Raw genomic sequence first — 14,964 nt, 5'->3', positions numbered from 1 at the left:
TCACATCCGGAACACCCCGAACGCCGGGCGCTCGGGGATCGGGGCATTGATGGTCGCGGCGAAGGCGAGGCCGAGCACGTCGCGCGTCTGCGCGGGATCGATGATGCCGTCGTCCCAGAGGCGCGCGGTGGCGTGCCAGGGGTTGCCTTCGTCTTCGTAGCGCTGGCGGATCGGGGCCTTGAAGGCTTCGGTTTCCTCGGGCGACCATTTCTCGGCATCGCGGTGGACCGTGGCGAGCACGCTCGCCGCCTGTTCGCCACCCATCACCGAGATGCGGCTGTTCGGCCAGGAGAACAGGAAGCGCGGGCTGTAGGCGCGGCCGCACATGCCGTAATTGCCGGCGCCGAAGCTGCCGCCGATCAGCAATGTGATCTTGGGCACCGTCGCGGTGGCGACTGCCGTGACCAGCTTCGCGCCGTGCTTGGCGATGCCTTCGGCTTCGTACTTGCCGCCGACCATGAAGCCCGAGATGTTCTGGAGGAACAGCAGAGGAATGCGGCGCTGGCAGGCGAGCTCGATGAAATGCGCGCCCTTTTGCGCGCTCTCCGAGAACAGGATGCCGTTATTGGCGATGATCCCGACCGGCATGCCCCAGATATGCGCGAAGCCGCAGACGAGGCTGGTGCCGTAGAGCGCCTTGAACTCGTGGAACTCGCTGCCGTCGACGATGCGGGCGATGACCTCGTGCACGTCATAAGGTGCGCGGACGTCCTCGGGGACGATGCCGTATAGATCTTCGGGCGCGTATTTGGGCGGCCGCGGATCGAGCAGCCCGATGTCGGGCGTGCGATCGGCGGGGAGGTGGCTGACGATGTCGCGGACGACGATCAGCGCGTGCTCGTCATTCTCGGCGACATGATCGACCACGCCCGATTTGCGCCCGTGCAGGTCGCCGCCGCCCAAATCCTCGGCGCTGATCACTTCGCCGGTCGCCGCCTTCACCAGCGGCGGGCCGGCGAGGAAGATCGTGCCCTGATTGCGGACGATCACGCTCTCGTCGCTCATCGCCGGCACATAGGCGCCGCCCGCGGTGCAGCTGCCCATCACACAGGCGATCTGCGGGATGCCGAGCGCGGACATGTTCGCCTGGTTGAAGAAGATCCGGCCGAAATGATCGCGGTCGGGGAAGACCTCGGCCTGATGCGGCAGGTTCGCGCCGCCCGAATCGACGAGGTAGATGCAGGGCAGGCGATTGGCCTCGGCGATCTCCTGCGCGCGAAGATGCTTCTTGACTGTCATCGGATAGTAAGTGCCGCCCTTCACCGTCGCGTCGTTACAGACGATCATGCAGGTGCGGCCCGAGACCCGGCCGATGCCCGCGATCATCCCGGCGCCGGGGACCTCGCCTTCGTACATGTCGCAGGCGGCGAGCTGGCCGATCTCGAGGAACGGACTGCCCGGATCGAGCAACCGTTCGACGCGTTCGCGCGGGAGCAGCTTGCCGCGGCTGGTGTGGCGCTCGCGCGCCGCATCGGAGCCGCCGCGCGCGGCCTTGGCGACATCGGCGCGCAATCGCTCGGCCAGACCGCGATTGTGCGCGGCGCGGGCGCGATATTCCTCTCCGTCGGGCGACACCTTCGAGTCGAGCACCGGAGCGCTCATTAGGGCATCCTTCCTGTCCTAGTTTTGCCCTGCCTACACTGCGGCCGGCTGCTTGGGAAGGACTGGCGCGCGGCGTCGCGCGAGAGTAGCACGCTGCACGACTGGAACGAGTGGAGAGCCCGATCGTGACGACTCGCGCGGCGTTGTTTGCACTGCTTCTCGCAACCGCGGCCTGCACCCCCGGGGCGCCGACCGACAATGGCGTCACCGCCACCACCCCGGGCGCCGGCATCGGCGTCGACCTTGCGGGGCTGAACAAAAGCGTGACGCCGGGCGACGATTTCGAGGAACATGCCAATGGCGGCTGGCGCGCGCGTGCCGAGATCCCCGCCGACCGTTCGAGCATCGGCGCGTTCCTCGAAGTGTACAACAAGGCCGAAGCGAACAACGTCGCGATCGTCCAGGCCGCGCTCAAGGCCAATGCGGCGCCGGGCAGTGATCAGCGCCGTATCGCCGATTGGTACAATGCCTTCACCGACACCGCCGCGATCGAGAAGCGCGGTCTCTCGCCGCTCGGGGCGGAGATGGACGCGATCGCCGCGCTGACCGACAAGAAGGCGCTGTCGACGATGCTCGGCGCCAATATCCGCGCCGACGTCGATCCGCTCAACGCCACCGATTTCTCGACCGACAATCTCTTCGGGCTGTTCATCAGCCAGGCGCTCGATCGACCCGACACCAACGTGCCCTATGTCCTGCAGGGCGGGCTGGGACTGCCCGACCGCGACTATTATCTCTCCGACAAGCCCGAGATGGCGGCGATTCGCGGCCAGTATCGCGCCTATATCGGCAAGCTGCTGAGCCTCGCCAACATCACCGAGCCCGATGCCCGGGCGCAGCGCGTGTTCGATCTCGAGACGCGGATCGCGCGGGCCCATATCGACATCGTCACCAGCCAGGACATCCACAAAGCCAACAACCCGTGGAAGAAGGCCGATTTCGCGAAAAAGGCGCCCGGGATCGACTGGGACGCGTTCTGGAACGCCGCGGGGCTGGGCAGCCAGCAGGACTTCATCGTCTGGCATCCGCAGACCGTGATCGCGATGGCGAAGCTGGTCGGCAGCGAGCCGCTGCAGGCGTGGCAGGACTGGCTGACCTTCCACCGCATCGACGGCGTCAGCGCGGTGCTGCCGGCGGCGTTCGATCAGGCGCATTTCGAGTTCTTCGGCCACACGCTGAGCGGTCAGCAAAAGGCGCGTCCGCGCGACAAGCGCGCGATCGGCAGCGTCAACGCCTGGCTCGGCGATGCCGTCGGCCAGCTCTATGTGAAGGACTTCTTCCCGGCTTCGTCCAAGGCCGACATCCAGAACATGGTGAAGGGCATCCTCGCCGCGTTCGACAAGCGCGTCGCGGCATTGCCGTGGATGGCCGAGACCACCAAGGCCGAGGCACGCAGGAAGATCGCCGGCATGAAGGTCGGCATCGGCTATCCCGAGACGTGGCGCAGCTATGCGAACCTCGACGTCAAGGCCGACGACCCCGTCGGCAATCTGCGCCGCGCCGAGATCGCCGAATATCGCCACCAGCTCGCCAAGATCGGCCAGCCGGTCGATCGCGGCGAGTGGTGGATGACACCGCAGACGGTCAACGCGGTCAATCTGCCGCTGCAGAACGCGCTCAACTTCCCCGCCGCGATCCTGCAGGCGCCCTTCTACGACCCGGGCGCCGACATCGCGGCCAATTATGGCGCGATCGGCGCGGTGATCGGCCACGAGATCAGCCACGGTTTCGACGACCTCGGCGCCAATTTCGATGCGACCGGACGGTTGCGCAACTGGTGGACCCCGGCCGATCTTGCCCGCTTCAAGGCGAGCGGCCAGGCGCTGGTCAAGCAGTTCAACGCCTATGAAGTGCTGCCGGGGCTGTTCATCAACGGCCAGCAGACGCTGAGCGAGAACATCGCCGACGTCGCCGGGCTCACCGCGGCCTACGAGGCCTATCATGCCGCGCTCGGCGGCAAGGAAGCGCCGGTGATCGGCGGACTGACCGGCGATCAGCGCTTCTTCCTCGCTTATGCCCAGGCGTGGCGGGAGAAATCGCGCGAGCAGACCCTGCGCGCGCGCATCGCCACCGACGCCCACGCCCCGGCGCGCTGGCGCGCCCAGACGGTGCGCAACCTCGACGCCTGGTATCCGGCGTTCAACGTCCAGTCCGGGCAGAAGCTGTTCCTGACGCCCGAGCAGCGCGTCAAGGTCTGGTAAGCGAGTCTGGTCGACCAAAGGGAGAGGATATGCGGGGGATGAAGATCGCCGCGGCCGCGGCCGCGCTGATGCTGGTCGCGGCGGCGCCCGGCGGACCCGTCTGGACGCGGGCATGGACGGCGAGCATGTGGCAGGTCCCCGCCGAGCAGGCGAAGACGCTGGAGAATGTCACGATCCGCTCGGCAATGCGAGTCGGAGCCGGCGGTGCGCAGCTCCGCCTGCGGCTCGCGAACGACTATGGCCCCGCGTTGACGATCGGCGCCGCGACGGTGCGGCTCGCCGGCGGGCAGAGGGTCAAGGTGACCTTTGGCGGACAGGCTTCGGTGCGCGTGCCCGAGGGCGCGCCGTTGGTCAGCGATCCGATCGCGCTGCCGGTCAAGGCATTCGATGTGGTCGAAGTGTCGCTGTTCTTCCCCGAGGCGACCCCGTTCAACACCGTCCATGATGTGGGCGGCCAGCAGACGCTGATCTCGGCCCCGGGGGATCACACCGGCGAGGATTTCGCGCCGGCCGAAAAGTGGCGGCTGCGGCCGCTGATCGCGGGGATCGACGTGTCGGGCGCGAAGCAGCGCCCCGTGGTCGTCGCATTCGGCGATTCGATCACCGACAATGTCGGCTGCGCGAACGATGCGATGCCGCGCTGCCGCTGGGGCGACGTGCTCGGCCGGCGGCTGACGGCGGCGGGGATGCCGCACGTCGTGGTGACGCAGGCGATCTCGGGCAACCGCATCCTCGCGCACGGCACCGGGCCGAGCGCGCTGTCGCGCTTCGATCGCGACGTGCTCGCGATGCCGGGGGTCAGCCATGTCGTGCTGCTCGAAGGGATCAACGACATCGGCAATTCGGGCCGCGAGGCGAACGGCGTGAAGCGCCCGGCGATCACCACCGATCAGCTCATCGCGGGCTACCGGCAGCTCGCGGTGCGCGCGCACGAGCGCGGGATCAAGATCTATGCGATGACGATCCTGCCATATGTCGGCGCCGGCTATCAGACCCCGGCGGGCGAGGCGATGCGGGTGCAGGTCAACAACTGGATCCGCGGCTCGAAGGATTTCGACGCGGTGATCGATATGGAGAAGGTTGTCGCCGATCCCGCGGATCCGACGCGGCTGGCGGCGAACCTGCAGGGCGGGGACAATCTCCATCCGGATGGCCGCGGCGAGACCAGGATGGGCGAGGCGATCGATCTGGGGTTGTTCAAGTAAACTCCCGCTCCCGTCGGGAGCGGGAAGGGGCCCGCCGCCGAAGGCGGTGGGAGGGTGAGGGCAGGCTATCATCCTCACCCTTCCGCCGACCTCGTCGGCTCCCTCCCTCTCCCGATGGGAGAGGGAATTCAGCCGCCCACCAGTTCCCGCCCGATCAGCATCCGCCGGATCTCGTTGGTGCCCGCGCCGATGTCGAGCAGCTTGGCGTCGCGGGCGAAGCGCTCGACCGGCCAGTCCTTGGTATAGCCCGCGCCGCCCAGCGCCTGGATCGCCTCGAGCGACACCTTCACGGCGTTCTCCGACGCCAGGAGGATCGCTCCCGCCGCGTCGAACCGCGTGGTCCGCCCGGCGTCGCAATTCCTCGCCACGGCATAGACATAGGCGCGCGCGCTGTTGAGCGCGACATACATGTCCGCCACCTTGGCCTGCATCAGCTGGAATTGCCCGATCGGCTGGCCGAACTGCTTGCGCTCGCGCAGATAGGGCAGGACGACGTCGAGGCAGGCCTGCATGATGCCGAGCTGGATGCCGGCGAGCACGGTGCGCTCGTAGTCGAGCCCCGACATCAGCACGCCGACGCCGCCATTGAGCGGGCCCATGACATTCTCTTCGGGAACTTCGCAGTCGTTGAACACCAGCTCGGCGGTGGGCGAGCCACGCATCCCCATCTTGTCGATCTTCTGGCCGATCGAGAAACCCGGCATGTCCTTCTCGATCAGGAAGGTGGTGATCCCGCGCGATCCTTCGCCGGTCTTGGCGTAGACGACGAGCGTGTCGGCATAGGCGGCGTTGGTGATCCAGAATTTGGTGCCGTTGAGGACATAGCCGTTGGCGGTCTTCTCGGCGCGCAGCTTCATCGACACGACGTCGGAGCCCGCGCCCGCCTCGGACATGGCGAGCGACCCGACATGCTCGCCAGAGATCAGCTTGGGCAGGTATCTCGCCTTTTGCTCGGGGCTCGCCCAGCGGCGGATCTGGTTGACGCAGAGGTTCGAGTGCGCGCCATAGCTAAGGCCGATCGACGCCGACGCGCGCGCGACTTCCTCCTGCGCCACGACATGCTCGAGATAGCCGAGGCCGAGGCCGCCCCATTCTTCCTCGACGGTGATGCCGTGCAGCCCGAGCTCGCCCATCGCGGGCCAGAGATCGCGCGGGAACCAGTCCTCGGCGTCGATCTTCGCGGCGAGCGGCTCGATTTGCTCCTTCGCGAAGCGCGCGGTGGTTTCGCGGATCATATCGGCGGTGTCGCCGAGACCGAAATCGAGCGTGGGTTCCATCCTGCCTCTCCCGTGCTGATTTGTCAGCAATGCTGTCCTATTTGGTCCGCTTTTCGCCGATATCGCGGCCGATCACAAGCGGTCACGCCGTAACGATCATCCCGTCGGCAACGGTCACGGGCCAGGGCTGGAGCCGCGCGCCGACGCACGGGCCGCCGACACAGGCGCCGTCCTCGATCCGATAGAGCGCGCCATGCCAGCAGCACTGGATATGGCCGGCATCGGGGGTGAGATATTGATCGAGCTGCTGCGCGAGGGGCAGCGCCATGTGCGCGCAGATGTCGACATAGCCATGGACCGCGTCGCCCTTGCGCACGACGAAGCCGTGGAAGCGGCCGGCGCGGAGTTCGAGGACGAAGTTGCGGGCGGTGTTGTCGGGGATGATCGCGAGCGGGCCGAGCTGGACCCCCGGCGGGGTCGTGGTGAGGCGGTCGGTCACCGACGCCAAAAATAGGGACAGTCCCTATTTTCTCCCTTATTTTCTCCTCCGCCCGCAGCGCGGAATCGCGCCGTCGCGCAGAAAATAGGGACTGTCCCTATTTTTGGTCGGCGCATGGCAGCATCGCCTTGGGGAAGCCCTCCCATGCCGCATCATAGTCGGGCTGGGCGCGGGCGAGGGCGTATGGGGTGGGGCGATAGGGCCAACAGGTCTCGACCATGAACGCCATCGTGCCCGCGATCTTGTGCGGCTTCAATTCGGCGTTGCTCGCGCCTTCCCAGCTCGCCAGATCGGGGCCGTGGCCGGCCATGAGATTGTGCAACGAGAGCCCGCCCGGCGCGAAGCCTTCGGCCTTGGCGTCATAGGCGCCGGTGATCAGCCCCATCGCCTCGCTCATCACGTTGCGGTGGAACCAGGGCGGGCGGAAGCTGTCCTCCGCGACCATCCAGCGCGGCGGGAAGATCACGAAATCGGCATTGGCACGGCCCGGCACGTCGCTGGGCGAGGTCAGCACGGTGAAGATCGACGGATCGGGATGGTCGAAGCTCACCGTGTTGATCGTGTTGAACCGGCTCAAATCGTAGCGCCACGGCGCGAGGTTGCCGTGCCACGCGACGACGTCGAGCGGGCTATGGTCGAGCGTGGTTGTCCACAGACTTCCCAACGACTTTTGCACAATTTCGGTGGGCTCGTCGCGGTCCTCGAACCAGGCTGCGGGGGTCTCGAAATCGCGCGGATTGGCGAGGCCGTTGGCGCCGATCGGGCCGAGATCGGGCAGACGGAACAGCGCGCCGTGATTCTCGGCGACATAACCGCGGGCTTCGCCGTCGGGTAGCAATGCACGGAACTTCACGCCGCGCGGGATCAGCGCGATCTGGCCTGGGGCGATGTCGATGCGGCCGAGCTCGGTGAGCAGCCGGAGCCGGCCTGCCTGCGGGATGAACAGCAGCTCGCCATCGGCGTCGACGAAGACGCGATCGGTCATGTCCTTGTTCGCGGCATAGAGGTGCACCGCGACGCCTTCGAGATCGGCGGGATCGCGGTTGGCCAGCATCGTGGTCATGCCGTCGATCAGGTCGGTCGGTGCCGTGGGGCCGCGGATGGGGTCCCAGCGCAGCCGGTTGGGGGGCAGGGGCTCCTGCACCGTGCCGGGGGCGAAGTTGGCCGCACCCTCGTAGCGGACAAACGGCGGGTGTTCGGCGGTGGGGCGCAGGCGATAGAGCCACGAGCGGCGATTCTCGTGGCGCGGCGCGGTGAAGGCGGTGCCCGAGAGTTGCTCGGCATAGAGGCCGAAGGCGGGCTTCTGAGGGCTGTTGCGGCCGACGGGCAGGGCGCCGGGGACCGCCTCGGTCGAGACATGATTGCCGAAGCCGGGGAAATAGTCGGTCATGCTGGCCTCCGGGATAGCGTTCGGCGCGGGCAATAAGAAGACGAAATTGGTTCGCGCGGAGGCGCGGAGGCGCGGAGATCGGTCCTGTCGCCCCTGCATCCCGCCGCCGTGGCGGTAGCATTTTCTCCAAGAGGGAGGAGGGCCGCTGGCGCGGCAAGCGATAATTCTCCGCGCCTCCGCGCCTCCGCCCGAACCTATATCTTCTTTGGCTTTCAGGCGTCGACCTTGATCACGCCGCGGCGGATCTGGTCGAGCTCGATGCTCTCGAACAGCGCCTGGAAATTGCCGTTGCCGAAGCCTTCATTGCCCTTGCGCTGGATGATCTCGAAAAAGATCGGGCCGAACATGTTCTCGGTGAAGATCTGGAGCAGCAGGCCCTCGCCATTCTCGACGCTGCCGTCGATCAGGATGCGGTTCTTGCGCAGTCGCTCGACATCCTCGCCATGCCCGGGCACGCGCTTGTCGATCAGTTCGAAATAGGTCTCGATCGTGTCCTGCAGCTTGACGCCGCGGGCGCGGAGGCGCTCGACCGTGTCGTAGATGTCCGGCGTGGTCAGCGCGAGGTGCTGGATGCCTTCGCCATGATATTCGCGGATGAATTCCTCGATCTGGCTGGCATCGTCCTGGCTCTCGTTGAGCGGGATGCGGATCGCCTTGTCGGGGGCGATCATCGCCTGGCTGAACAGCCCGGTGGCCTGGCCCTTGATGTCGAAATACTTCTGCTCCTCGAAGTTGAAGAGCGTCTTGTAGAATTCGGACCACACCCGCATCTGGCCGCGGCGGACATTGTGGGTGAGGTGGTCGAGCAGGTCGAGCCCGACATTGTTCTTCGCCTCGGCCTCCTGCCAGCCCGGGATCTCGGCCCAATCGGCATAGAGATCGGTGCCGTCCTTGATGAAATAGAGATACGAGCCGCCGATGCCCTCGATGACGGTGTCGTCCTCGGTCGTCCGCTTCGCGCCGTTTTCCAGCGCCCATTTCATCGCGGCTTCGGGATCGGCGACGCGGAACGCCATCGCGCTGGCCGAGGCGCCATGCTCGTTGCGGAACTGCGCGACGCGGCCGTCGGCATCGCGGTTGAGCATCAGGTTGATGCGTCCCTGCTTGTAGCGGGTGATGTTCTTGGTGAGGTGCCGATGCGACGGCACGAAGCCGAGCTGCTCGAATTGGCGGGCCATCGCCTCGGGATCGGGCGAAGTGAATTCGACGAACTCGAAGCCGTTGAGGCCCAGCGGGTTGTGCGGCGGATTTGCAGGATCGGTCATGGCGCGGAAATACGCTTCCGGCCATATAGTGTCAATTGATACTAAATGCGGCCGAACGCGCTTCTAGAGCCCTTCGCCGCCTACCCAGTGCGCGTTGGAAAGCCGGCGGGCGACGTTCCACGTCTGGGTGCGGATGTCGGGCACCGCGACGATTTCCCAGAAGGCGCCGCGAGTCATCGGGCCGAGCGCGTAGAGATCGGGATTGGCGTGGCCATGCGCGTCGATCGTTTGCCCCTGATTGTCGACATCGATGCCGAGATGCGCGGCATCGGGGCGGATCGTCCCGCGCGCGGCGAGCTTCTGGAGCAGCGGCTCCTCGGTGCGCGCGAGATCGCCGAGCGGACCGGTGCAGTTGACGATACGCTGGGCGAGCAGGGTCTCGGGCGCGTCGGCACCGCGGCGGCGGAAGCCGACCTCGATGCCGTCGGCCTGCTCGTCGAAGCCCAGCGTCTTGCCGGCGATGACTTCGAGCTGGCCGCGATCGATCACCGCCATCAGCCGCGCATAGACCTCGGGCGCAAGGCGGTGGCGGTGAACGTCCCACCAAGGGCGCAGATGGCGCAGGAAGCGGCCGCGCTCGGCCTCGCTTGCATTGCCCCACATCGCCTGGGTGAAGGGGCGGAGCTCGTCGACCGCATTGCGCCAGCCGATCGCCGCGCCGCGCGTGCGGACGGTCTGGAGCAAGCGCGAGGCGGTGGTGGCCGGGCGCTCGTCGATCTTCTGCCAGTCGCTGCCGGGGCCATGCGCACGGGGGAGCAGGCCGCGGCGCGACAGCGCGACGATCTTGCCTTTGAACCCGCGCGCGTCGAGCAGCAGCACGACGTCGATCATCGTCAGGCCGGTGCCGATGATCAGCACCGTATCGCCGTCCGACAGATTTTCGGGAACGCTCGCGTCCCATGGGTCGCCCTTGTAGCGGGTGGCCGACAGTTTTTCGGGGTCGAGCCCGGGGGGATCGTGCGGCGGCAGATTGCCGACGGCGAGCACCGCGGCATCGACATGGAGGATGCGATCACGCAGCGCGACCTTCGCGCCGCCGTTCAGCGTGACGTCCTGCACTTCGTCGCGGACGAGGGTGAGCCGGCCGCTCGGGTCCTTGAGCGCGGCTTCGAGCAGCTCACGCAGATATTCGCCATAGGTGACGCGCGGGATGAAGGCGGCGGGGGCGTTCTGCACGCCGCGCGCCTCGAGCCAGCGGACGAAATGCGAAGGATCGTCGGGGAAGGCGCTCATGTTCGCGGCGCGCACGTTGAGGACGTGACTCGGATGCGCGGCGCCATAGGCGAGCCCGGTGCCCGCGACCGGCGCGCGCTCGATCAGCGTGGCGCGCGGGCCTTCGTGGCGGAGCAGGTTGATCGCCTGCAGCGTGCCCGAAAAGCCCGCGCCGATGATGGCGACGTGCTCGATCATCTAAAGGTCCTCCCTCGCGCAGCGGGGGAGGGGGACCACGAAGTGGTGGAGGGGGCGCTTCCGCAGGCGGCGTCACTCTTGGAGACGCCCCCTCCGTCACGCTGCGCGTGCCACCTCCCCCGCTGCGCGAGGGAGGATTGATCAAGTGCGTCGATCACGCGCTCAGATTTCGTATTCGATCTGCCACTCGGGCTGTTCATAGGCGGGCTTGCGCGCGGCCATGCCGGGCTGGCGGGCGAGCATCTGGCTGTAGAGCCGCTTGACCGCGTCGCTCGCGGTGCGGGCGAACAGGAAGGGGAGGACCGCATGCACCACGCAGGCCGCGCCTCCGACGATCATGGTGAAGCCGAAGCGCGACGCGGTGGCGGCGTGCTCGCCATAGCTCTCGCCGACGCTGCGCGGGTGAGAGAGGAAGATGCGGTCGATCATGGCGCCCGTTTAGGCCGATGCGACGGCGCTGTGAAGCGCGGGGGTAGGCAGCCGCGCCTTCCTGTGGTCAGGTAGCGATAACAAGAACGAGGGGAGCGATTCTTCATGGCCGATGCCGCGCGGCAGCCCGACCATCACGAGGCGACGCAAAACGAGAAGCTGGTCATCGCCGCCTCGTCGCTCGGTACCGTTTTCGAATGGTATGATTTCTACCTCTACGGGCTGCTGGCGACGATCATCTCGGCCAAGTTCTTCTCCGGGGTCAACGAGACCACCGGCTTCATCTTCGCGCTGGCGGCGTTCGCGGCGGGCTTCGCGGTGCGGCCGTTCGGCGCGCTCGTGTTCGGGCGGATCGGCGATCTCGTCGGGCGCAAGAACACCTTCCTCGTCACCATGGCGATCATGGGCCTGTCGACCTTCGTGGTGGGCTTGCTGCCGAGCTATGCGAGCATCGGCGTGGCCGCGCCGGTGATGCTGATCGTGCTGCGGCTGGCGCAGGGCCTTGCGCTGGGCGGCGAATATGGCGGCGCCGCGACCTATGTCGCCGAGCATGCCCCCGACGACAAGCGCGGGCTCTATACCAGCTGGATCCAGACCACCGCGACGCTGGGGCTGTTCGCGGCGCTGCTGGTGGTGATCGGCACGCGCACCGCGATCGGCGAGACGGCATTCGCCGATTGGGGCTGGCGCGTGCCCTTCCTGATCTCGATCGTTCTGCTCGCGGTCTCGATGTGGATCCGGCTCCAGCTCAACGAGAGCCCGGTGTTCCGCAAGATGAAGGATGAGGGCACCACTTCCAAGGCGCCGCTGACCGAGGCGTTCGGGCGCTGGAGCAACCTGCGGCTCGTGCTGATCGCGCTGTTCGGCGCGGTCGTGGGGCAGGCGGTGGTCTGGTATACCGGGCAATTCTATGCGCTGTTCTTCCTCGAGAAGACGCTCAAGGTCGATGGCTGGACGACCAACATCCTGATCGCGATCGCACTGGCGATCGGCACGCCCTTCTTCGTCTTCTTCGGCTGGCTGAGCGACCGGATCGGGCGCAAGCCGATCATCCTCGCCGGGTGCGCGATCGCCGCGGCGAGCTATTTCCCGCTGTTCGGCATGCTCACCGAGGCGGCGAACCCGGCGCTGGCGCATGCCCAGCAGAACGCGCCCGTGACGGTGACCGCCGATTCTGCCGAATGCTCGTTCCAGTTCGATCCGATCGGCAAGAACAAGTTCGACGGCTCGAGCTGCGACATCGCCAAGGCGTTCCTCGCGCGGCAGGGAATCGCCTATCGCAACGTCGCGGCGCCGGCGGGAACCACCGCAACGGTGCAGATCGGGGCACAGCGCATTCCGGTCTATGATCCGCGCAAGGAAACATTGCGCGGGAGCGCGGTGGCGGCGATCGGCATCGCCGACTTCCAGGACGCCGCCAAGGCGGCGCTCGCGGAGGCGGGCTATCCCGAAAAGGCCGATCCGGCGGCGATCAACAAGCCGATGGTGGTGGCGGTGCTGACCGCGCTCGTGCTGCTGGTGACGATGGTCTACGGCCCGATCGCGGCGATGCTGGTCGAGCTCTTCCCGAGCCGGATCCGCTATACCTCGATGTCGCTGCCCTATCATGTCGGCAATGGCTGGTTCGGCGGCTTCCTGCCGGCGACCGCCTTCGCGATGGTCGCGGCGACGGGCGATATCTATTATGGGCTCTGGTATCCGGTGATCGCGGCGGTGATCACGCTGCTCGTCGGGCTGTTCCTCCTGCCCGAAACCTACAAGCGCTCGATCGACGATTGACCGGCGGCGCCGCGCGCTTGCATTAGGCGCGCGACTCCTATGGGGAAACACCGTCCTTGCGGATCGTGATCGTCGACGACAGCGGATTGCGCGCGACCGTGCTCGAAGAGGGGCTGCGGGACGCGGGCTATGACGACATCCATGTCGTGCCGCCGCAGGGCGCGTTCGTCGCCAAGCTCGAGCGAATGGCGCCCGACGTGGTGCTGATGGACCTCGGCAGCCCGAGCCGCGACACGCTGGAGGAGATGCTCGCGGTGAGCCGCGCGCTGGCGCGGCCGATCGCGATGTTCGTCGACCAGTCCGACGATGCGATGATCGGCGCGGCGATCGACGCCGGCGTCTCGGCCTATGTCGTCGACGGGCTGCGCAAGGACCGGGTCAAGCCGATCCTCGATCTTGCGATCCGCCGGTTCAACGCGTTCGCGCGGATGCAGACCGAGCTCGACGAAGCGCGCACCGCGCTCGCCGACCGCAAGACGATCGATAAGGCCAAGGCGATCCTGATGCAGACCCGCGGCCTGTCCGAGCCCGATGCCTATGCGCTGCTGCGCTCGACCGCGATGCGCCAGAGCAAGCGCATCGCCGAGGTCGCCGAGGCGCTGATCACCGCCCATAGCCTGTTGGGGGGGCTGTAATGACGCCGCTATCGATTGCCTTCCTGCCGCTGACCGACAGCGCGCCGCTGATCGCCGCGCGGGCGAAGGGCTTTGCCGAGGCGCAGGGCATCGATCTCAGCCTTGTCCGGACGACCTCCTGGGCAACGCTGCGCGACCGGCTGGTCTATGGCCAGGTGCAGGCCGCGCACATGCTCGCGCCGTTGGCGATCGCGGTCAATCTGGGGCTGAGCCAGCAGCCCGCGGCGATCTCGGCGCCGTTCAAGCTCAACGTCAACGGCAATGCGCTGGTGATGGCGCCCGAGTTCGCGCAGGCGCTCGATCCCGATCCGGCCAAGCGCGTCCATGATCCCGAGGCGGTGGCGCACGACTTCGCCAATGCGATCGGGCTGTACAGGCGCAAGCCGGTGATCGGCGTGGTGCACCGTTTCTCGAGCCATGCACTGATGCTGCGCTACTGGCTGGGCTATGCCGGCGTGGACCCCGATCGCGACGTGCAACTGCGCGTGCTGCCGCCTTCGTTCATGGTCGAGGCGATGCGGCTGGGCGAGATCGACGGGTTCATCGCCGGCGAGCCGTGGAACAGCGTTGCCGTCGTCGAGGGAGTGGGCGAGATCGTCGCGGCGGGCGTCGATATCTGGAAGCGCGGCGTCGAGAAGGTGCTGGCGATGCGCACCGACTGGATGGAGGACAATGCGGAGACGGTCGACCGGCTGCTCGTCGCAGTGTCGCAGGCGGCTGCGTGGTGCGACGATCCGGCCAATCGCGAGGAGCTGGCGCAGCTGCTCGAACGGCCCGAGCATGTCGGCCAGCCCGCCGAATGGATCATGGGGGCGCTGAGCGGCCGACTCGTGCTGCGCTGCGGCGATGCGCCGGCCGACATTCCCGATTTCCTGCTCTTCCATCGCGAGGCCTCGGGCTTTCCGTGGCGCAGCCAGGCGCTGTGGATCTACTCGCAGCTGGTGCGCTGGGGGATGGTCGAGCCCGATCCCGCAACCGAACGGCAGGCTGCCGACGTCTTCCGCCCCGACATCTATCGCCGCGCGCTCGGCGGCGAGGGACTGCCGATGCCGGGGGCCAGCATGAAGCTCGAAGGCGCGCTGACCGCGCCGCTCCCCGTCGGCGCCTATCAGGGGGCGCTGACCCTCGGTCCGGACCGTTTCTTCGATGGGGCGGTGTTCGATCCCGACGACATCAGCGGATATCTTGCTGCACTTGCGCGGTGATTGCGGATGAGTTTTTTGCACTTGCGAAATGTTTCTGGATGATGAAGCCTTGAGATAACGCGCGACGATGCGCGTCCATGGAAGACCGCCCAGCGCCGGGCCGGCCCTCCACAAGATCATTCAGCAA

Annotated in this window: 12 protein-coding genes; 5 read left to right on the top strand and 7 right to left on the bottom strand. The window is 67.0% G+C overall.

Annotated features, from left to right (window positions below; translation table 11 throughout):
- Positions 1 to 1,602 (bottom strand): carboxyl transferase domain-containing protein, encoded by a 1,602-nt coding sequence (locus E5A74_RS07605; protein WP_135983636.1) that lies wholly within the window; start codon positions 1,600 to 1,602, stop codon positions 1 to 3.
- Positions 1,603 to 1,727: 125 nt separating this feature from the next.
- Here E5A74_RS07605 and E5A74_RS07600 point away from each other — a divergent pair, with 125 nt between their 5' ends.
- Both E5A74_RS07600 and E5A74_RS07595 read left to right on the top strand, forming a co-directional pair.
- Entirely contained in the window at positions 1,728 to 3,803 is a 2,076-nt protein-coding gene (locus E5A74_RS07600) for a M13 family metallopeptidase (RefSeq protein ID WP_135983635.1), read from the top strand.
- 29 nt (positions 3,804 to 3,832) lie between these two features.
- A complete protein-coding gene (locus E5A74_RS07595) occupies positions 3,833 to 5,008 on the top strand; it encodes an SGNH/GDSL hydrolase family protein (RefSeq protein WP_135983634.1) in 1,176 nt (391 codons plus the stop codon).
- A 128-nt stretch (positions 5,009 to 5,136) separates the two neighbouring features.
- On the opposite strand, the gene E5A74_RS07590 is transcribed toward E5A74_RS07595, so the two are convergent.
- From E5A74_RS07590 to E5A74_RS07565, 6 genes are all read right to left on the bottom strand, one after another.
- Positions 5,137 to 6,285, bottom strand: coding sequence for an isovaleryl-CoA dehydrogenase (locus E5A74_RS07590; RefSeq protein WP_135983633.1), 1,149 nt, complete (start codon positions 6,283 to 6,285; stop codon positions 5,137 to 5,139).
- An 82-nt stretch (positions 6,286 to 6,367) separates the two neighbouring features.
- Positions 6,368 to 6,733 (bottom strand): Rieske (2Fe-2S) protein, encoded by a 366-nt coding sequence (locus tag E5A74_RS07585; RefSeq protein WP_135983632.1) that lies wholly within the window; start codon positions 6,731 to 6,733, stop codon positions 6,368 to 6,370.
- Positions 6,734 to 6,821: 88 nt separating this feature from the next.
- The gene (gene hmgA, locus E5A74_RS07580; RefSeq protein WP_135983631.1) at positions 6,822 to 8,114 is read right to left on the bottom strand and encodes a homogentisate 1,2-dioxygenase; all 1,293 of its coding nucleotides are present in this window, start codon (positions 8,112 to 8,114) and stop codon (positions 6,822 to 6,824) included.
- Positions 8,115 to 8,326: 212 nt separating this feature from the next.
- Positions 8,327 to 9,379 (bottom strand): 4-hydroxyphenylpyruvate dioxygenase, encoded by a 1,053-nt coding sequence (gene hppD, locus E5A74_RS07575; protein ID WP_135983630.1) that lies wholly within the window; start codon positions 9,377 to 9,379, stop codon positions 8,327 to 8,329.
- A 63-nt stretch (positions 9,380 to 9,442) separates the two neighbouring features.
- Positions 9,443 to 10,789, bottom strand: a complete 1,347-nt coding sequence (locus E5A74_RS07570; RefSeq protein ID WP_135983629.1) for an FAD/NAD(P)-binding protein — start codon at positions 10,787 to 10,789, stop codon at positions 9,443 to 9,445.
- A gap of 162 nt (positions 10,790 to 10,951) precedes the next feature.
- A complete protein-coding gene (locus E5A74_RS07565) occupies positions 10,952 to 11,218 on the bottom strand; it encodes a DUF6356 family protein (RefSeq protein WP_135983628.1) in 267 nt (88 codons plus the stop codon).
- 105 nt (positions 11,219 to 11,323) lie between these two features.
- On the opposite strand from E5A74_RS07565, the gene E5A74_RS07560 reads away from it, so the two are divergent.
- The 3 genes from E5A74_RS07560 to E5A74_RS07550 are packed head-to-tail and all read left to right on the top strand — an operon-like array spanning position 11,324 to position 14,837.
- Entirely contained in the window at positions 11,324 to 12,997 is a 1,674-nt protein-coding gene (locus E5A74_RS07560; RefSeq protein WP_135983627.1) for an MFS transporter, read from the top strand.
- A gap of 56 nt (positions 12,998 to 13,053) precedes the next feature.
- Complete coding sequence (locus tag E5A74_RS07555; protein WP_135983626.1) at positions 13,054 to 13,632, top strand: ANTAR domain-containing response regulator; 579 nt, start codon at positions 13,054 to 13,056, stop codon at positions 13,630 to 13,632.
- On the top strand, positions 13,632 to 14,837 hold the full coding sequence (locus tag E5A74_RS07550) for a CmpA/NrtA family ABC transporter substrate-binding protein (RefSeq protein ID WP_135983625.1): 1,206 nt from the start codon (positions 13,632 to 13,634) through the stop codon (positions 14,835 to 14,837). Before E5A74_RS07555 ends, E5A74_RS07550 begins: the two co-directional genes overlap by 1 nt.
- Positions 14,838 to 14,964: the final 127 nt, after the last annotated feature.

It is taken from the genome of Sphingomonas naasensis, assembly GCF_004792695.1.
In the GTDB taxonomy this organism is placed as follows: domain Bacteria; phylum Pseudomonadota; class Alphaproteobacteria; order Sphingomonadales; family Sphingomonadaceae; genus Sphingomonas; species Sphingomonas naasensis.
The sequence above is the reverse complement of the archived record's forward strand: the minus strand, read 5'-3'. Positions and strand labels throughout refer to the sequence as shown.